Source organism: Arthrobacter sp. ISL-85, from assembly GCF_018613675.1.
Classification (GTDB): domain Bacteria; phylum Actinomycetota; class Actinomycetes; order Actinomycetales; family Micrococcaceae; genus Arthrobacter.
Genome location: NZ_JAGGPQ010000019.1, coordinates 170,142 through 189,113, shown reverse-complemented (window position 1 = coordinate 189,113; position 18,972 = coordinate 170,142). Strand labels below are relative to the sequence as shown.

The window sequence follows — 18,972 nt, the reverse complement described above, 5'->3', positions numbered from 1 at the left end:
ACTAACCTCTCAGGTCAATACACCTAGCCATGATCACCCATGCCGATATTGACCAAGCGGCGCGCCGGACGGCCGGCCTCATCCGCCGGACTCCCGTCATGGAGGCGGACCGGGGCATGTTCAACGGCCAGGTCTGGTTCAAGTGCGAGTTCATGCAGCACACTGGCACCTTCAAGGCCCGTGGCGCACTCAACCGGATCCTGGCCAGCAAGGAGCGCGGGGAGCTGCGGGCGGACGTTGGCATCGTGGTGGCCTCCGGCGGAAACGCGGGACTGGCCAATGCCTACGCAGCGAAGCAGCTCGGTGTGCCGGCAACCGTCTTTGTCCCGGAAGCCGCACCCGCTGTCAAAGTAAAGAAATTGAAGGACATCGGCGCCACCGTGGTCCAGGGCGGTGCGGAGTACGCGGCCGCCTACCAAGCCGCGGTGATGCATGCGGAGGAAACCGGCGCGGTCTACTGCCACGCCTATGACCAACCCGAAATCGCTGCCGGCGCCGGAACAGTGGGCTCCGAGCTGCTGGGAACAGGTGCCGGAGGTGGACACCATCCTGGTGGCAGTGGGCGGCGGCGGGTTGATGGCGGGGGTGGCCGCCGCCGTCGAGGGCTCCGCCAAGGTGGTGGCCGTGGAACCCGGGACCGCGCCAACCCTGCACGCTGCCCTTGCTGCCGGCGAACCGGTGGACGTGGCCGTGTCCGGGATTGCAGCTGACTCCCTGGGTGCCCGCCGCGCAGGTGAAATCGCCTTCTCAGTGGCGGTCCGCTGCGGCGTCGAAAGCGTCCTGGTCAGGGACAAGGACATCATCGAAGCCCGTTCTGCGCTGTGGAACGACTACCGGATCGTGGTGGAGCACGGGGCCGCAGCCGCCTACGCGGCGCTGACCTCCGGAGCGTATGTACCGTCGGCGGACGAACGCGTTGCCGTCATCCTCTGCGGGGCCAACACGGATCCTGCCACGCTGTGACGCAGCCCGGGCGCCTAACAGTGCGCCCGGGCTGGAACAGCTGCTTACTGACCGCCGGCCTGGCCGCAGAACTTGCTGTAGGTGCTGCCGGCTTCCTGGTAGCCGGACTGCAGATCGGCCAGCTTGTCCTTATCCGGGTTTTCCTTTGCCTGCTCGTCTGTGTAGGCCAGGATCTGCGCCAGGGCGGGCTTGAGGTCGTCCGAGGCCACCGCGTGGATGGGCCGGATCTGGTTGGCGAGGTTGTTCATGCCCGTCTTGCCGGCGTTGTTGGCGGGGTTCGACACAACGGCCTGGATCCGCTCGCAGGTTTCAGCGGTGGTCAGTTGGTGTGTGGCGGTGCAGGCCGTAGCGGAAGCAATGAGGCCGGCGGCAAACAGGGCTGTGGCGAATTTCTTCATGGGTCCCTCAGTAGTGGTCAGAGGTTTCGATTGTAAGCAGATTGGGTACCCCCATGCCTTCGCATGCCCAATATGCGCGCTTAAACTGGCAGGACCAATCGTGCGGAGCTTCCGCAGATGGGCCCCGCGCGCATCAAACCCAGACTAAGGAACCAGCATGCGCCGAACAGTACGCCGCCGTGCCGCGGCGGGAATTGTCGCCCTGCTCTCACTGCTCTTCCCCACAGCCCTTCCGGCGTGGGCCTCGCCGCCAACAGGAGAGATAGTGCTCGACGGTGCCACCTCCGCAGAGGGCATCGCAGCAGGGGAGGGCAAGACTTTCTACGCAGGGGAACTCACCACCGGCGATATTTTCCGCGGTGACCTCCGCAAGGGCACCGCCACCCGCTTCATCCACGTCCCCGAGGGGCGGGCCGCCGTCGGAATGAAGGCTGACACCTGCCATGACCTGCTGTTTGTGGCAGGCGGCGGCACCGGCAAGGCATTCGTTTACAACACCGACACCGGCAAACCCGTCGCCGATTTTGACCTCGCCAAGGGGTTCATCAACGATGTCACGCTGACCAGTGACGGTGCCTGGTTCACCAACTCGTCCGTCGCGGAACTCTATTTCCTGCCGGTGGGAGAGGACGGCGGACTGGGTACGGTTAAGACGCTCAAGCTGACCGGCCCGGCAGCTGACCTCAAGCCGGACTTCAACCTCAACGGCATAGCCTCGGCGCACAACGGCAAGGTGCTGATCGTGGCGCACACGGCCAACAGCGCGGTGTACACGGTCAACCCCGAAACGGGGCAGAGCGCGGCGATCGAAGGCGTCTCAGTTCCGTTCGTGGACGGCATCCTGCTGCGCGGCGGCACCCTCTGGGCGGTCCAGAACCAGCTGAACAAGATAGCGCGCATCGATCTGTCCGGTGACCTGTCCTCCGGCGTGGTGGAAGACACCATCACAAGCGACGCGTTCAATGTGCCCACCACCGTGGCCCTGTTCGGGAACACGCTGGCTGCTGTGAATGCACAGTTCAACCAGCCACCCAGCCCGTTTGAAGTGGTGCTGGTTCCGGCCCGGAAGTAGCGCCTCTTAAGTGGAACTGAAGTGGTGCTGGTTCCGGCCCGGAAGTAGCGCCTCTTAAGTGGAACTGGCTGGCAGTGGGAACTGCCAGCCAGTTTTCGTATGGGACCTATCAGATGGTCCGTGGCGCCTTGGCCAGGTTGCCCTTCAGCTCCGCGGCGTTCTGCCGTGCTACGTAGGCCGGGCGGTCGCGCTCCACCCGCCAGCTCTCCGACAGCGGCCCGACGTTGACGGTGTCGAAACCGAATTCGTCGTAGAGGCGGGTCACCAGTTCGGCGGCTTCCGGGAAGTCGCTGGCGGTGGCAAGGGCGCGGCGGTTGTCCGTGCCCGCTGGCGTTCCGTCCGTGGTGATGTCCTTGGACATGATGTGGTTGAAGCCCTTGGCCACCTTGGACTGGGGCAGGTGCTCCTGCAGCATCCCGGAGGTGGTCGCCTCGCCGTTATCCAGGGCGGCAATGTGGCCGTCCCGCTCCCAGTAGTAGTTGTTGGTGTCGATCACAATCTTGCCGGCCAGCGGTTCAACCGGGACGTCCTTGTAGCTCTTCAGCGGCACAGTGACGACGGCGAAGTCGCCCGCCGCCGCCGCTTCAGCTGCTGTGGCTGCCCTGGCTTTCGGGCCAAGCTCAGCCACCAGGTCCTGGAGGGTCTCCGGCCCGCGGGAGTTGCTGATGACTACGTCGTAGCCCTGTTCCACGGCCTTCCGCGCAACCTGGCTTCCAATGTGTCCTGCACCAATGATTCCGATTGTTGTCATATTGGCGGCAACACCGGTTCCAGCGCAGATATTTCAGGCGCTAATTCCCCAGGTCCCGGCCAGGCCGGTGGTTCAGGGCGAGGATCAGGTTAAGGAGGGTGGCCCCGGCAGCGGACAACAGCACCATCAACGGTGCAACAAGGACCAACGACGCCAGGACGATGACCACGTCCAGCACCATCTGCATGTATCCGGCGCGCCAGTTCAGCTTCTCCTGCAGAAGCAGCTGGCTAAGGTGGGCGCGAGGGACCCGGGCGACCTGCACAGTGTCACCAACGCGATGCGCTGGCGATTGACGGCGTCGTCCGTAGCAGTGCTCCCGTGTCCCTGGTCGAAGTGATGTCCACCCGCACGGTGCCGCTGCTGGAGGCGGCCGCAAGTAAGTAGGTGCTCCGTAGTCGAAAAGCTCCGGCGCGTCGATGAGGGCGGTTTCCGTGAAACGCCCGCTCACCTTTGACCGGTTGCCCTGAAACGCCCGCTCACTTTCTTTCTGAGAGTGAGCGGGCGTTTTCAGTTGGGCTGCGAAAGGTGAGCGGGCGTGGGGAAAAAGGGCGTCAAAGGTGAGCGGGCGTTTTCAGTTGGGCTGCGAAAGGTGAGCGGGCGTGGGGGAGCGGGTGTTCCCGTCGGCAGACGGCACCGAGTTGCGGATCTGCACCAGCACTTCACCCCTGAGATCCGCATGCGCAAATAAGTGAAGTCCACAGACGCGGAAGCGCCGCCCGCCTTGGGGGAAGGCGGGCGGCGCTTGCTTTGGGTCAGCGGGGGTCAGTGGCCGCCGAGGTTGCCGCCCACGGGAGGCAGGCCGCCCTCGGTGCCGCGGTCGTCCTCGCGCCGTTCGCCGGCACTCAGGTTCTCGCCTTCCACGGTCTCGTCGGACTCGCCGGTGGTGTCCACCAGGCCGTTGGTCTGGTCGAAGGCATGCCCGATCCTGTCGTCACCCAGGTCGGCGACGGAGCCTGACGAACCTGCGGCCGCCGTCGTGCCTGCCGCGGTGGTGCCGGAAATGCCCGTCCCCGCGTACGCTGAACCGGTGGTGGCGCCGGTGGTGAGCGGTTCTGCGGGTACAACCGGTTCTGCCGGGACCACGGGGGTGGTTTCCGTAACCGTTACGTGCGCGGTCTCAGTCTTGTCCTTGTTGCCGCTGGCAGCCATAGCCGCTGCCGCACCGGCAGCCGCTGCGATGCCCACTCCGGCCGCGACCTTGCCGGAGACACCGGCCTTGCCGGAATCGCCGCGGGAGGCACCCGCGTGTTCGACGCCGGGGGTTCCCACCGCAGAACCGGCATTGACCGATCCGCGCCAGGCGCCACTCGCGTAGCCCTCGTCCTCGATGAATTCCTTGAACTTCTGCAGGTCCGATTCCGCCTGCCGGTCAACGACGTTCAGCTTGTCGCCCACCTTCTCGATCAGGCCTTCGGGCTCGTACTCGAGGGTCAGCCGGAGGGAGGTCTGGCCGCCACCAACGTCTTCAAAGTCCACGGCGCCGGCATTCGTGGCGCCTTCGGTGGCGGCCCACGCAACCCTGCGGTCCGGGACCTGCTCCAGGATCTTGGCTTCCCATTGCCTGCGGACGCCGCCGATCTCAGCCACCCATTCCAGACGGTCGTCACTGAGCTGCGTAACGCTCTTGACGCCGCCCATGAAGTGCGGGAACTCCTCGAACTGGGTCCACTGGTTGTATGCGGTGCTTACCGGTACGTTCACCAGAATGCGTTTTTCCACCTTCGTGCTCATAACGTCTCCTTCGCTTTGTTACCGGGGACTGACGACCAGGGAAAATCATCAGCATGCTTACCAACATACCTTTTGGCTGGTTCGGATTCCAGAGCGCGTTGTGAACAAAGGTGAAATCTCCGTGTGCCGGCGTACTCAGGGCTTCACAACAACCCCGTAAGAGCCCTCGTTCAGCGCGCTGGGCTTGGCGGCGGGAGCCACCACGCCGAAGTCGTATCCCTTGGCGCGGATTGCGTCGATGGTGCTGGCCAGGTAGTTCCACTGCGACGCCGGGCAGGACAGGACGTCGTTGCCGTCGTGGAGCAGGATGATTGCACCGGGGGCAACCTCATCCAGCACGTACTTCTGGACTCCAGCTGCACCGGGGCACTCGTAGTCGCCGGGTTCGCCGACCTCCCAGTGCCACTGGATTCCGCCGCTCATGCCAATACTCCTGATGTATTTCAGCGAGTATGGGGTGCTGTTGCCGAACGGGAAGCGCATCAGCGTGGGCGTGGTGCCGGTGATCGATGTGATCGCGGCATTGGTGCGGTCAATCTCCTGCTTCTGGTTCGCCTGGGTCAGGTCCGGAAAGTTGGCGTGGTCCCAAGAGTGGTCGCCGATCACGTGTCCCTCGGCTTTGATCCGGCGGACGAGGTCAGGGTACTGCTGGACGTGGGAACCCTGGAGGAAGAACGTGGCCTTGACGCCCTTTTCCTTGAGGACGTCGAGGACAAAGGCGGTGCGCTCGGCCGAAGGCCCGTCATCGAAGGTCAGGCCGATCAGGGGTTTGTCGGCTGCGTGCGCTGACGCGGCGGGGCCCCCGGCGAGCAGGGCCAGGATCAAACTCAGGGCAGCCAAGGCCATGACTGCAATCTTGCTTTTCATGGTGCTCTTTCCCTTCCCAAGGTTGCTTTCAACCTTGTATAGGGAAGCACCCTATGGCTGCCTTAAAGGGGTGTAAACAGCTGCCAGGCGTCGACTGGGTAACTTCTGGAAAGCCTAAAAGTGCCGTTATCCGGGCGTTATCCCGGGGCTTCCTGCAGGGGATAAACGGACGACGGCGGCACCCCGCCGGGTGCCGCCGTCGCGGTTCTGAACAGGCAGTGCGCGTCAGTCCAGGTACTGGCCCACCAGGGCCAGGTTCTGGATGACCGCAAGCCCGAACTGGGCGGTGTCATTGGTGGAGACGGTGGGTGCTTCATCTACCGGCAGCAACACGTAGGGCGGCTCAATCTTCTGCAGCGTGAACGCGGCTTCGTGGTTCAGGTGCTCGCCGCCCTCCGCAAAACTCTCCCATGCCCGGTCTGCCAGGTCACGGTCCTGCAAACGCGCGGCCGCATACGCGGTGAGCCGGCTGTGCGCCTGCGTGAGGTGGATGCCCTCCAGCGGCTGGCCCACTGCTGCCACCTGCTCCTCCTTGGTGGCCAGGAACAAACGGCAGTACTGCAGCCAGGCCCGCTCGAACTCCGGATCATCCACCAGGTCCACCAGCTCGCTGCAGATCTCCACCAGCCCGAACACTGCGCTGAGGTGCGACACCGAGATCTGCTCCCGGCCGGTGTCGAACCGGCCCTTGTCCAGGTCGTACAAGGCCTCGCCGGTGAGGAAGCCGTATTTCAGGGCACCGATATCTGCCATGGTGCCCAGCAGCCAATCGCGGGACCGGCGGTTGCCGGTTCGCTCCCAGTCCGTGAGCCAGGTTGCCGCGAGCGATCCCCAGTCTGTCCCGAGCCCGACGCCCAACGCTCCCCGGTTTGGGCGGTAGGTGGCGGCATCCGGGCGGACCTTGCGGACAGGGTCAAGGCCCAGGAAGTTCTGGTCACTGTCCACCAGTTCGGTGAGCAGGTCGCCGGTGCGCTCGTCCGCCGTCAGGTAGTAGTAGAAGCGGCGGTAGGCCGGGGTGCTGATCCGCAACTGCTTGGCGCTGCAGCCCCAGTGCAGGACGTTGTGGCGGGATCCCAGCCCCTTCCATGGGCCCAGGTGGTAGACGTCCACCTCGCCGGTGTGCCTGGTCATGGCCTCGGCAAAGCGGAAGATGTCCGCCCGGCCGGACCGCAGGTAGGAGTACCAGAGCCAGAGGTCGGGGGAGAGCTCGGAGTTGTCCCATGCGTAGCCGCCCACGTCATACCGCCACACGTGCCGGTCGAAGTCGTAGGTGTGCATCACGTCGCCGTAGTTCCAGAAGCCGTACCAGCGGCGCTGCTCCACCTGGCCGGCGTAAAAATCGAACAGGAAGTCCAGCCGGTCCTCCAGGCGGGCCCGGGCCGGGGTGCTCCGGTCCACCGGGGTCCAGTCGCCGAACACGCCCGCCGAGTGCAGATACTCCGGGGTGGCCTGCAGCAGGGCAGGGGTGGAGGCCGAAGTGGCGTCAGCTGCCAGGCTTTCGGTTGACGGGGTTGAGTCGTAGGCGAACAGCGTCAACTCATGGGTCCGGGCGATACCCGTGGGGTTGCCGAAACCCGGATCATAATCCTCATACGTGATTTCGAGGCCTTCGAGCTGTTCTTCGAACGTGTCCTGGCCCAGGCCGTCGTGGTAAAACCGCAGGTCCATGGGCTGCGCTTCGGGGGAGAACAGCCATGCCGTCATGGATGCTTCGCGGCCAACTGCGCCGCGGACATCCAGCTGCCCTGGGTGCGATTGCCAGAAATCCTTGATCCCGACTCCCAGGCCGCCGCGGGTATCGCTCAGGGAACAGAAACCGCCGGCTCGGGTCCCACCGGAAATTCCCACCCAGCCATGGCCGGCAGTCGTACGCTTTCGCAGCTCAAAGCCATCGGCGCTGAGCTGGCTGAGCGTGTAGTCGCCCCAGGCGGGGATCAGGTTCAGGCGCCCGGAGACCTCCGGGTTCCACGACCCTTCCGGGGGAGTGGCGCGTCCGGCTATCTGCGCATCCCGTACCTCCGCGCCCGGATCCCTGCGGAGTCCGGTCAGTCCGCGGACAGCCTCGGCAAGGAAGCCGCCGTCCGCCCCTGCGATGCGGATGTGCCGGTTATGCAGTTCGGCCTCAAGCGGCACGGTGAACCGCATGCCGAGTCCGGCCAGGAAGTCCCGCTCCGCGTCGCCGTCCCAGATGAAGGAGTGCACCACCCGGACGCTGCGGGCGTTGGCGTAGAAATAGAAGCGCACCACGAAGGGCAGCCAGTTCCTGTTGCCGCTCTCCGGATTGTCCGGACGGTGGGTGCCTTCCAGGCGAACCACCGCGCGTACGGGGCCGCTTTGTTCCAGGACGACGGCGGTGACCTCGCCGGTGAAGGCAGTGCGGCCCACTGTTCCGGCGGCTTCCGGAATGTCGTCCTGCACCAGGCTGACCAGCCTGGCGTCGCGGGCCACTTCCCGGCCGTCCCGCATCAGGCTGCGGAACAAGGTGGAGCCGCTGCGGCCAATCACCATTTGCAGGACGCCGGTGTCCACGGTGACGGCGTCGGAACCTTCGGTGACCGTGACCGAGGGACTGCCCGACGCCGGCTGGGCTGTTCCGGTGGTTGTGCCGCCGTCGGCCGTCACTTGGTAGCTGTCCGACGGCGAGGCTGTCGCCGGGAGCGCGACGCCCGCCCACTTCAGGGACCCGTCCGGCCACGTGGCCAGGGGCCATGCCTGGCTGGGCACGCGGCTGCCGCTCGCGTCCGCGACTGCCAGGGCCTCCGCTCCGGGCACTGTGCCACGAGGGAACGGCATCCCCCAGGTGGTTCCACCGCTGATGTCCGTAGGGGCCTGTCCGTCGATCCACCTGATGGGGGCGTTGTTCGTCATGTCATCCAATTCCACTGATGATTGCTGCGCACAAAAATTCCCGCTCAAATTCAGGAAAGCGCTTTCTCGCTTGGCTTACAACGTAGTAGAACGATGCCGCGCACGCAAGGGGTTGTTGTCCGGGGGACGGTGCGCCTAAGGGGAGTGGCCGGTAAAGGCGGAGGGTACAGCGGGGAACAGGGTTATTTTTTGGCGGTGTCGCTGTCGTCGTCCGCTCCTTCAGCAGGCTCCTGCGAGTGCATTCGCAGGTCCTGCGGGTCCGCGTCGGGGTCGCCTTCGGCAGGCGCCTGGTTGTGGACGCGGTCGTCATCGCCCGTCGCTGGATTTTCGCTCATGACTGCTCCTGTCATTGTGTGGGCGCGGTGGTGTGCAGTATCCCCTCATTCAGCGCCCCGCTCCCTGGGCTGTCAAGGACCATCCAGCCGCTCTGGCCGCGGCCGGCCTTGTGTGTGTGCTGGACTGATGACGCAGTGAGCAGCAGCCTGGCGAGTGGCTCCACCAACCGGGCAGCTGAACGCGCCGGAGGCCTACATCACGTACAAGGCCGAGGTTTCGGCGACGACGGCGAGGTCAGGGATGAGTCCACCACCAAGTTCCTGGCATACGGATGCCCGCCGTCCCAGCGACGGCGGGCATCCGAGTCTGTAAGCAGGCCTGCTTTGCGCCTGCGATTGCCGGGCTCCGGGTCAGTCCAGTGGCAGCGTCACCGTCACGCTGGTGCCCATCCCCGGGGTGGCGCTGATATCCACCGCCCCACCGGCTTCCTGCACGGCGACCGCCATGAGCCGCAGGCCGTAGCCGTGGTGCCGCCCGCTGGTGGCGAGATTGCTGTCAAAGCCTGTACCGTCGTCGGCCACCACCAGGCGGATGCCGTGGTCTACGGCTGCGAGCTGAATGGTGAGCGTGTGCGCGGCAGAGTACTTGAACGCATTGCTGAGCGCCTCCCGGGCGGACTGGTACAGGAGGGACGCGGAGTCCGCCGGGATCTCGAGGCCCCAGTGCGGAGTATCCCAGTGGACCACGGTCCCGCGCTGCCGCAGGGGTGCTGTCAGGCGGTCAATGCAGCCGGCGACCCCCAACGTGTGGAAGTCCAGCGGCTGCCGGTCTGTCAGCACGCCTCCCACTGTTGTGACGTCGTTGTCCAACGCTGTTTTGCTTCCCATGACGTCCTGCTCCCCACAAGCTGGTTGGTCTGATAACTCCAGCGTGGACCCGCAATGTCTAGGGATGGCAAGGTTTGCCTCAAGATCCCATCAATTCTGTGCGCGGCGCGTGACAGGCTGGCTGGGGACCTGGGTCTGGTGCTGGCCGGTTGAGTACGCGGTGGCCTTCCTCTCAGGCGCCGGCCGGGACCGGCGGGCTGATTTTCCTCAGGACGCGACGGCGGGGTCCGGTGCAGTACGTTTATTCCACTGCGTTTCCACGTGCCGTTATTTTTAGGTCACGTTTGTTCAAAGGAGAACGAATGTCCCGTCCGGTTCCAGCTGTTGATGCCCTTATTGCCACGTATGGTGCGGCCGACGCCTGCGCAGCCGACCTCCTCTGCGACAGCCACGATCCCAGCGCCGTTGCCTTTACGGTGGTCGCGGCCGATCTCTCGGCGGAGGACATCACCTACGGCGAACTCCGGGAGCGCTCGGAACGGGGTGCCGCCGCACTGGCAGGGCTGGGGATCGGACCCGGAGATGCTGTGGCCACCCTAATGGGAAAATCTGCAGACCTTGTGGTCATGCTCCTGGCCATTTGGCGGCGCGGGGCCGTCCATGTGCCCCTGTTCACGGCCTTCGCGTGGCCGGCCATTGAACTCCGCCTCACAGCCTCCGGCGCAAAGGCCGTGATCACCGACGCCGACCAGCGGGCGAAGATCCAGGAAACCTCCGCCGCCGTCGTGGTTGCCGGCGCAGAAGCATCCTCGCCGGACCTGGCGCTCACGCCGCTCCTGGCCAGGCAGCAACCGGGGATCGCGTCCGAGGCTGTGGGCGGCGACGGTGCCCTGGTGCTAATCTTCACGTCCGGTACCACGGGCGCCCCCAAGGGCGTACCGGTGCCGCTCCGGGCGTTGGCAGCGTTCCGCCAGTACGTCGAACTGGGCCTGGACGTCAGTGAAGAAGATGTCTTCTGGAATGCCGCGGATCCCGGCTGGGCCTACGGGTTGTACTACGGAATTCTCGGTCCCATGGCTGCGGGCCGGCGGAATCTCCTGCTAAGTGCCGGGTTCTCCCCGGAACTCAGCTTCAAAGTGGTGGAGGGATTTTCCGTTACCAACTTCGCGGCTGCTCCCACGGTGTACCGCACTATGCGCGCGAAAGCCGACGCGGGAACGGGGCCCTTCCACCTTCGGTGCGCCTCATCTGCCGGCGAACCGCTCACCCCGGAGGTGATCAGCTGGGCCCGGGAGGTGCTGGGCGTTCCGGTGCGGGACCACTACGGACAGACCGAACACGGGATGATGATCATCAACGCCTGGCATGACGACGTAAGGACGGAGCTTAGGCCAGGGTCCATGGGCCGCCCCCTGCCGGGGTGGAGTTGCGCCGTCCTCAAGGACAACGCCGACGAGCCTGCTGCGCCGGGTGAACTGGGCCGCGTCGCCGTAAACGTCGCGGAGAGTCCCATGATGTGGTTCCGGGGGTACAAGGAGGCGCCTGAGAAGACCGCCGAGAGATTCAGTGCGGACGGCAAGTGGTACTTGACCGGCGACGCAGGCATGGTGGACGCGGATGGCTACTACTTCTTCTCCTCCCGTGATGACGACGTGATCATCATGGCCGGATACCGGATTGGACCCTTCGACGTGGAGAGCGTCCTGGCCACGCATCCGGCGGTCCGGAAACCGCCGTGGTGGGCGCCCCCGACGAACTGCGTGGCGAAGTCCTGGAGGCCTACGTTGTCCTGGCGGACGGGACCACCGGCAGTGATGCCCTGGTGGCCGAACTCCAGGCCATGGTGAAGACGCAGTTTGCCGCCCACGCCTATCCGCGCCGCATCCACTTCGTCGCGGACCTGCCCAAGACGCCGTCAGGAAAGCTGCAGCGTTACATCCTGCGGCAGCAGCGCGCCGCGGCACCCGGCAGCTAGCAGGTCCGGAACGGAGGACGGCGGGCAGAAAACTTCCGGCCGTCCCGGCGCCTTTTGCTTTGGCGGCTGTTAGCGTGGAGGCCCAGCCACAGAAGGAGGAGCGATGTCCATCAATTCACCTGATTCACTGCCTGAGGATGAGCCGCGAGAGGGTTCGTCGGCCAGCAAGGGCAACGCCGACGGCGGGATCCCCGGTGGGAAGGACGGCGTCGGGATTTCCGATGGTGCCGCGCCGAACACTTTCGAACCGGAGGAGGACCCGGACGCATCGGCGGATCCGGCAGACTAGAGGGCCCGGAGCCAACCTCAAGTTCCATCAAGATTGGCCAAAGCCGCTGCAATCTGCGATTTTCACAAGCTACTGGCCGGTAATTTGTAACTGCTTCCACGTCAGTTCCCCGGCAGGAAGCAATCAGGAGCCCTCGCGCTGGAGCCAGACTCGCGCGGGGGCTCCCCTCACAACTTTGTCTTTTTCCCTACCGCCCAGGGGCGACGGGCCTGAAGTGCTCAACCACCGGAAACGGCTGATAGAAGCGGTGCAGCAGTGAGCGCCACTGCTGGTACTCGGCGGACCCCCGGAAACCGACAGTGTGGTCCTCCAACGTCTCCCACTCCACGAGCAGCAGGTAGGTGGTGGGGGACTCGATCGAGCGCGACAGGGACAGTGAGACGAATCCGGGCATGGAAGCGATGATGGCGCGGGCCTGGTCGAAAGCGGCCTCGAATTCCTCTTGCTGGCCGGGTATGACCGGAAGCAGGGCATGTTCAGTGATCACCTGGCAAGTTTGGCAGAGTGCCTTGCCGGCGCCTGGCGGATGGCCTGGTGCTGTAGCCGATGTGCCCGCCTTCGTTGAGGAGGTAATCGTTCAACACGTGCCTGGTGGCCAGGGACCCAAGGAACGTCCCGCCGTCGGCAATCCACAGGTACGTGCAGGGCACGTAGCCCGGCTTCCGGGACGATGAGCTGGGCCACGACAGGAGCCCAGTGCTGTTGGACTGTACTATTCCCCGGGGACCCTTTTGCGGTCTGGAAGGGACGTCATGGCTGGCACACACTCGACGATCACAGCGCTGCGCGATCCACGTGGTCGGGACGAATTACTGCAGGAATACGGATTCGCGTTCGCGGCCGGCGAGGGACCGCAGGACACCCCCGGCGAACTATCAACGGAACCGCTGCAGAACCTGGTCCAGTTGGCCGCTAAGCTCTGCGGGGTCCCTTTCGGGGTAATCAACGTTCTCACGTCCGACGAGCAACGCCAGGTGGCCGCCGTCGGGTTTGAAGCCGCGGTCTGCGCCCGGGAAGACTCCATGTGTTCGAAAGTCTTCCTTTCGGGGGAGACGACTGTTGTTCCCGACGCTTCCCTGGACCCCCGCCTCGTATCGAACCCGTTTGTGACAGGGGAGATCGCCGCCGTAAGGTTCTATGCTTCTGTGCCCTTGGAGACGTCATCGGGGTTCGTCCTTGGGTCACTGTGTGTCTTCTCCACTTCGGCGGGCACACCCAGCAAAGACCAGCTGGACATGCTGGAGATCCTGGCCCGCCAGGCAGTACAACTGCTCGAACTCCACCGGCGCACCCTCCAGCTGAACGGCGCCCTTGATGAGCTAAAGGAAAGCAACGCCAAGCTCGCTGAGTTCGCCGGCCGTGTCAGCCACGACCTGCGGGGGCCGCTGACCACCATGCTGGGGTACGTGGAGCTGGCCGAGGACGAAGTGGACGGCGGCCACCCGGCCGCGGACTACCTTCGGATCATCGGTGCCAGCGGCCACCGGATGCTCACCATGCTGGAGGACGTCCTGACCTACTCCCGGATGGGGGGAGGCATCCAGCAGCAGTATGTATCCCTTCAGGATGTGGCGGGCGATGTGGCCAGGGACCTGGGGCTGGCCTTCGGGCCCGGCGCCGTCCTGGACAGCGAAGACCTGAAGCTCCACGTGGATCCGGGCCAGATGCGCGCCCTGTTGCAGAACCTGGTGGCCAACGCCGTGAACTACCGGAGCCCGGACCGGGACCTGAACGTGCGGATCAGCGGCATTTCGAATTACCACGGAACCACAGTCCTGGTGGCGGACAACGGCAAGGGAATTGCCCGGGAGGACCGGCAGCGAGTGCTGGAACCCCTGGTCCGGCTGCAGCGTGAGGGCGACGGACAAGGGTCAGGCCTGGGCCTGGCGATCTGCCGCCGCATCGCCGAAGCGCACGGCGCGGAGTTGAGCCTGAAAGAGACGCCCGGAGGGGGAACCACCGCAGTCATCAGCTTCCCGGCCGATCAGTAAGGGCCCTGGAACGGGCCGGGCCGGCTGCGGGATGCAGCCGGCCCGGCCGCGCGGATCAGGTCACCTTGCTCAGTTCAGGTCGAAGCGGTCCAGTTCCATGACCTTGGCCCAGGCGGCCACGAAATCATTCACGAACTTCTCTTTGCCGTCGTCGCTGGCGTAGACCTCGGCCAATGCCCGCAGCTGCGAGTTGGAGCCGAAGACCAGATCCACCGAAGTGGCCGTCCACTTGAGCTCACCGGTGGCAACATCGGTGATCTCGTAAACGTTCTCCTCCGACTCAGCAGCCTTCCACTTGGTGCCCGGCGAGAGCAGGTTGACGAAGAAGTCGTTCGTCAGGACCTGCGGCTTGTCCGTCAGGACTCCACGGCTGGAACCGCCCACGTTGGTGCCCAGGGCACGCATACCGCCGACGAGCGCCGTCATCTCCGGGGCGGAGAGGTCCAGCATGTACGCCTTGTCCAGCAGGAGGGTCTCGGGCTGAAGCTTCGTGCCCGGGCGCAGGTAGTTGCGGAAACCGTCGGCCCGAGGCTGCAGGTACTGGAAGGATTCGACGTCGGTCTGCTCCTGAGTGGCATCCGTGCGGCCCGGGCGGAACGGCACCGTGACGGGGAACCCGGCGTCGGCCGCTGCCTTTTCCACGGCGGCGGCGCCGCCCAGCACGATCAGGTCCGCGAGCGAAACCTTCTTGCCGCCGGCCTGTGCCGAGTTGAACTCCTGCTGGACGCGCTCAAGCACGGGAAGCACCGTGGACAGCTGCTCGGGCTCATGGGCCTCCCAGCTGCGCTGCGGTTCCAGCCGTATCCGGGCGCCGTTGGCGCCACCGCGACGGTCGGTCTTGCGGTAGGTGGCAGCAGACGCCCAGGCCGTGCCGGCCAGCTGCGGGATGGTCAGGCCGGAGTCAAGGAGCTTGGCCTTGAGCTGGGCGATGTCCTGTTCGCCAATCAGTTCATGGTCGACGGCGGGAACGGGATCCTGCCACAGCTGCGCCTCCGGAACCCAGGGGCCCAGCATGTGTGGGCCCACGGGGCCCATGTCGCGGTGCAGCAGCTTGTACCAGGCCTTGGCGAACGCCAGGGCGAATTGGTCCGGGTTCTCCAGGAAGCGCCGGCCGATCTTTTCGTAGGCTGGGTCGAAGCGCAGCGACAGGTCCGTGGTCAGCATGGTGGGGCGGTGCTTCTTGTTGGGGTCGTGCGCGTCCGGGATGATCTCGGGGGCGTCCTTGGCAACCCACTGGTGGGCGCCGCCGGGGCTCTTGACCAGTTCCCACTCGTACTCGAAAAGGATCTCCAGGAAGCGGTTGCTCCACTGGGTGGGCTTGTCCGTCCAGGTGACTTCCAGGCCGGAGGTGATGGTGTCGCCGCCCTTGCCGCTGCCATAGGTGCTGAGCCAACCCAGGCCCTGCGCCTCGAGGTTGGCGCCCTCCGGTTCGGGGCCGACGTGCGCATCGGCCGGGCCCGCACCGTGGGTCTTGCCGAACGTGTGGCCACCTGCGATCAGCGCGAAAGTCTCTTCGTCGTTCATCGCCATGCGTTTGAACGTTTCCCGGATGAACGCGGCAGCGGCGACCGGATCCGGGTTGCCCATGGGCCCTTCGGGATTTACGTAGATCAGGCCCATTTCGGTGGACCCGACTTCGTCCGACATCTGGCCTTCAGCGACGTAGCGCTCGTCGCCCAGCCAGGCGTCCTCCGGGCCCCAGAAGATCTGTTCGGGCTCCCAGACGTCCTCGCGGCCAAAGGCGAAGCCGAACGTCTTGAAACCCATGGACTCGAGGGCAACGTTTCCTGCGAGGACCAGCAGGTCGGCCCAGGAAAGCTTCTGGCCGTACTTCTGCTTGACGGGCCACAGCAGGCGCCGGGCTTTATCCAGGTTGGCGTTGTCCGGCCAGCTGTTCAGCGGCGCGAACCGCTGGCTGCCGTCGCCCGCTCCGCCGCGGCCGTCGTGGACGCGGTAGGTTCCTGCAGCATGCCAGCTCAGGCGGATCATCAGGCCGCCGTAGTGGCCGAAGTCCGCCGGCCACCAGTCCTGGGAAGTGGTCAGGACCTGGCTGATGTCCTGCTTGAGGGCCTCGACGTCGAGTTTCTGGAATTCCTCGCGGTAGCTGAAGGACGGGCCAAGCGGGTTGCTTGCCTGGCCGTGCGTGTGCAGCACGGAGAGGTCCAGCTGGTTGGGCCACCAGTCCTGGTTGGTCCGCGGCCGGGTGCCCTTGGGCTGCGGCGAATCGATCGCCGGGTTTTCGCTTTCACTGCCCTGGGCGGTGGCACTGCCATGGGCCACGGGGCACCCGCCCTCAACCTTCTGGTCCAGGCCCTGGGCGCTCCCCGGAGTGGGGACCGGGGGATGGTCTTGGGGATCGGTCATATGCGTATTCCTTCCGTTGGGCCGAGGCCGCGGTTGGACTCGGGCAGCCGGTGCAACCCTCCTATTTGAACATGGACGGGTGACAGCAAAAGACCCGGCTACGCCATGGGTGAAAGCCGGGCGCCAGCGTTCGCCGAACGGGTCTGGCCCGTTGCTTCCGGAACGGCTGCTGGCTAGCGGCGGAATATCTGCCTGACGCTGCGGCTTGTCGCTAAGTGGCACAACCCAGCACCTACCAGAAGGAGCACTATGACCACCGGATCAGGAACAGCAGCGGGTACCGGACGGACGGCCCTGGTGGTGGGTGCCACCGGCATCGCAGGGTCCGCCCTGGTGGATTCCCTGGCAGGCGAAGGCTGGGCTGTCCTTGCCTTGTCACGCAGGCCCGGAGCCGAGCGCTCCGGCGTGCGGTGGCTTTCCGCGGACCTGACCTCCGCTTCCTCCCTGGCTGCCGTCCTCGGTCCGGAGAACCCGTCCCATGTCTTCTTCACCGCCTGGTCGCGGCGCGCCACCGAGGAAGAGAACATCGCCGTCAATGCGGGCATGGTGCGTGACCTCGTCGCAGCTGTCCAGGGAAAAGACGTGGCACATGTCGCCCTGATGACCGGCCTCAAGCACTATCTGGGACCGTTCGAGGCGTACGCCGCCGGGGAAATGCCGGACACACCCTTCCACGAGGAGGAACCCCGCCTTCCCGTGCCGAACTTCTACTACGCGCAGGAGGACGAACTATGGGCGGCAGCGGCCCAGCAGGGATTCGCCTGGTCCGTGCACCGTGCACACACGGTGATCGGACACGCGGTGGGCAACGCCATGAAAATGGGCCTCACGCTCGCCGCGCAGGCCACCCTGTGCCGGGACAGCGGGGAGCCGTTCGTGTTCCCGGGTTCCGAAACACAGTGGAACGGCCTGACCGACATGACGGATGCAGGACTGCTTGCCGAGCACATGCTCTGGGCCTCAACCACTCCCGCAGGGGCCAATGAGGCGTTCAACATCGTCAACGGGGACGTGTTCCGCTGGCGCTGGATGTGGCCCAAACTCGCAGCCTACTTCGGCGTGGACTGGGAGGGCTACCAGGGGGAACCCCGGCCGCTGGAACGGGCCATGGCGGGCCGGGAGGACCAGTGGCGGAGGATCACGGCGGACCACAACCTCAGCGAACCGGACCTGGGCCGCGTGGCGAGCTGGTGGCATACGGACGGTGACCTGGGGCGGGGCATCGAGGTGGTCACAGACATGGGCAAGAGCCGTGACGCCGGTTTCACGGGATACCGGCGGACGCTGGACTCGTTCACCACACTGTTTGACCGCTACCGCGCCGACCGCCTGATTCCCTGATCGTCCGGTCACGGCCGGCCAGCAGACCCATCAGCGCCAGCACCGCCATGGCGCCGGCGGTGACGAGCAGCGGCAGCGTCCAGTCCCCGGTCGCGTCGTGAAGTGCACCGAAGACCACCGGGCCCACTGCGGCCAGGCCGTAGCCCACCGATTGCGCCATGCCGGACAGGGAAGCTGCCTGGGGGTGGTTCACGGTCCGGAGGCTGAACAGCGACAGGGCAATGACGATGAGGCTCCCGCACCCAAGGGCGCCCAGAACGACCCACAGCAGGATGAGGTCCGGCGACAGCGCCAGTCCAAGAAAGGTCACGAACACCAGTACCCCGCTCGCGAAGGATACGAGCCGTTGGTCCGATCCGCGGTGCAGGACACCGCCCGCCCCAAGGCTGGCGAACACGCTGATCAGCAGGAAAACGGACAAGTGCACGCCGGCTGTTATGGCGGGCACCCCGCGGCTTTGCTCGATGGTGGGCAGCCACGCCATCAGGACGTAAAAGGCGATCGACTGCAGCCCCATGAACGCTGTCACCTGCCAGCCCAAGGCTGAGCCCCAGGGCGACCGGTAGGGGGCTTTCGGCGAGGCGGCGCGCCCGGCGCTTGTCCCATGCCGGCGCAGCCACGGCAGGAGCACCGCCATGGCGATGAGGGCCAGTCCCACCCAGACTCCCAGGGCAAGGCGCCATCCCGCGGGGGATGTTTGTGCCACGGGAACGACGAAGGCGGCCCCGACGGCTGCAAAGGCGGCCTGCGTGGCGGTATAGCTTCCAGTGACCTGGCTGACGCGCAACGGAAAGTCCCGCTTGACCAGGGAGGGAACCAGGACATTGAGGAACGCAATGGCCAAACCGATGAGCGCCGTTCCCACCCAGATGAGGCCGGGCACGGGCAAGGAGCGAAGCACGATTCCCGAGGCGAGGATCAGCAGGGACATCCACAGTGCCCGGTCCAGGCCCAAGCGGGACGCGAACCCGGGCGCCAGGGGTGAGAAGACCGCGAAAGCGATCAGCGGGAGGCCGGTAAGGAACCCCGCTGCGGCGCTGGACAGGCCAAGGTCGTTGCTGATGTTTAAGAGGACCGGTCCCACGCTGACAAAGGACACCCGAAGGTTGACTGCGATGAGCAGAACCCCTATGAAGGCAAAGCCGAACCTGGCGGTGCGGCGCGGGGCGTTTTCTGTGGCGGCAAACATCGTAAGTTCCTTCATCCTGCGGTGGGGAGGAGCGTTCTTGACGCCCACCCGGCTCTCTCCCGTTGAT

At 65.5% G+C, this 18,972-nt stretch carries 15 protein-coding genes and 2 pseudogenes; 6 read left to right on the top strand and 11 right to left on the bottom strand.

What is annotated here, in order from left to right:
* Window positions 1–29: 29 nt before the first annotated feature.
* Window positions 30–963: pseudogene (locus tag J7I84_RS15585) on the top strand (threonine/serine dehydratase).
* A gap of 44 nt (window positions 964–1,007) precedes the next feature.
* On the opposite strand, the gene J7I84_RS15580 reads toward J7I84_RS15585, so the two are convergent.
* Window positions 1,008–1,361: a hypothetical protein gene (locus tag J7I84_RS15580; protein ID WP_214945450.1), complete on the bottom strand. Its 354-nt coding sequence runs from the start codon at window positions 1,359–1,361 to the stop codon at window positions 1,008–1,010.
* Window positions 1,362–1,518: 157 nt separating this feature from the next.
* Between J7I84_RS15580 and J7I84_RS15575 the strand changes: the two genes are divergently transcribed.
* Window positions 1,519–2,433, top strand: a complete 915-nt coding sequence (locus tag J7I84_RS15575) for a hypothetical protein (protein WP_214945449.1) — start codon at window positions 1,519–1,521, stop codon at window positions 2,431–2,433.
* A 109-nt stretch (window positions 2,434–2,542) separates the two neighbouring features.
* Here J7I84_RS15575 and J7I84_RS15570 read toward each other — a convergent pair whose 3' ends face one another.
* The 7 genes from J7I84_RS15570 to J7I84_RS15540 form a co-directional block, all read right to left on the bottom strand.
* Entirely contained in the window at window positions 2,543–3,184 is a 642-nt protein-coding gene (locus J7I84_RS15570) for an NADPH-dependent F420 reductase (protein WP_214945448.1), read from the bottom strand.
* 40 nt (window positions 3,185–3,224) lie between these two features.
* The gene (locus J7I84_RS15565) at window positions 3,225–3,449 is read right to left on the bottom strand and encodes a hypothetical protein (protein ID WP_251046672.1); all 225 of its coding nucleotides are present in this window, start codon (window positions 3,447–3,449) and stop codon (window positions 3,225–3,227) included.
* 500 nt (window positions 3,450–3,949) lie between these two features.
* A complete protein-coding gene (locus J7I84_RS15560; RefSeq protein ID WP_214945447.1) occupies window positions 3,950–4,918 on the bottom strand; it encodes an SRPBCC family protein in 969 nt (322 codons plus the stop codon).
* Window positions 4,919–5,053: 135 nt separating this feature from the next.
* Window positions 5,054–5,785 (bottom strand): polysaccharide deacetylase family protein, encoded by a 732-nt coding sequence (locus J7I84_RS15555; protein WP_214945446.1) that lies wholly within the window; start codon window positions 5,783–5,785, stop codon window positions 5,054–5,056.
* Between the two features lie 225 nt (window positions 5,786–6,010).
* Window positions 6,011–8,653: a Tat pathway signal sequence domain protein gene (locus J7I84_RS15550; protein WP_214945445.1), complete on the bottom strand. Its 2,643-nt coding sequence runs from the start codon at window positions 8,651–8,653 to the stop codon at window positions 6,011–6,013.
* A 182-nt stretch (window positions 8,654–8,835) separates the two neighbouring features.
* Window positions 8,836–8,988 (bottom strand): hypothetical protein, encoded by a 153-nt coding sequence (locus J7I84_RS15545; protein ID WP_214945444.1) that lies wholly within the window; start codon window positions 8,986–8,988, stop codon window positions 8,836–8,838.
* Between the two features lie 351 nt (window positions 8,989–9,339).
* On the bottom strand, window positions 9,340–9,816 hold the full coding sequence (locus tag J7I84_RS15540) for a sensor histidine kinase (RefSeq protein WP_214945443.1): 477 nt from the start codon (window positions 9,814–9,816) through the stop codon (window positions 9,340–9,342).
* A gap of 302 nt (window positions 9,817–10,118) precedes the next feature.
* On the opposite strand from J7I84_RS15540, the pseudogene J7I84_RS15535 reads away from it, so the two are divergent.
* Window positions 10,119–11,731: pseudogene (locus J7I84_RS15535) on the top strand (AMP-binding protein).
* 103 nt (window positions 11,732–11,834) lie between these two features.
* Window positions 11,835–12,020 carry a hypothetical protein gene (locus J7I84_RS15530; RefSeq protein WP_214945442.1) on the top strand — a complete coding sequence of 62 codons (186 nt, stop codon included), beginning with the start codon at window positions 11,835–11,837 and terminating at the stop codon, window positions 12,018–12,020.
* A 187-nt stretch (window positions 12,021–12,207) separates the two neighbouring features.
* On the opposite strand, the gene J7I84_RS15525 is transcribed toward J7I84_RS15530, so the two are convergent.
* The gene (locus J7I84_RS15525) at window positions 12,208–12,507 is read right to left on the bottom strand and encodes an antibiotic biosynthesis monooxygenase (protein WP_214945441.1); all 300 of its coding nucleotides are present in this window, start codon (window positions 12,505–12,507) and stop codon (window positions 12,208–12,210) included.
* 265 nt (window positions 12,508–12,772) lie between these two features.
* Between J7I84_RS15525 and J7I84_RS15520 the strand changes: the two genes are divergently transcribed.
* A complete protein-coding gene (locus J7I84_RS15520; RefSeq protein ID WP_214945440.1) occupies window positions 12,773–14,011 on the top strand; it encodes a GAF domain-containing sensor histidine kinase in 1,239 nt (412 codons plus the stop codon).
* A 69-nt stretch (window positions 14,012–14,080) separates the two neighbouring features.
* Here J7I84_RS15520 and katG read toward each other — a convergent pair whose 3' ends face one another.
* On the bottom strand, window positions 14,081–16,375 hold the full coding sequence (katG, locus tag J7I84_RS15515; protein WP_214945439.1) for a catalase/peroxidase HPI: 2,295 nt from the start codon (window positions 16,373–16,375) through the stop codon (window positions 14,081–14,083).
* Between the two features lie 249 nt (window positions 16,376–16,624).
* On the opposite strand from katG, the gene J7I84_RS15510 reads away from it, so the two are divergent.
* Window positions 16,625–17,716, top strand: coding sequence for an SDR family oxidoreductase (locus J7I84_RS15510; protein ID WP_214945438.1), 1,092 nt, complete (start codon window positions 16,625–16,627; stop codon window positions 17,714–17,716).
* On the opposite strand, the gene J7I84_RS15505 is transcribed toward J7I84_RS15510, so the two are convergent.
* Entirely contained in the window at window positions 17,670–18,905 is a 1,236-nt protein-coding gene (locus tag J7I84_RS15505; protein WP_214945437.1) for an MFS transporter, read from the bottom strand. The two genes, J7I84_RS15510 and J7I84_RS15505, sit on opposite strands and share 47 nt — an antisense overlap.
* Window positions 18,906–18,972: the final 67 nt, after the last annotated feature.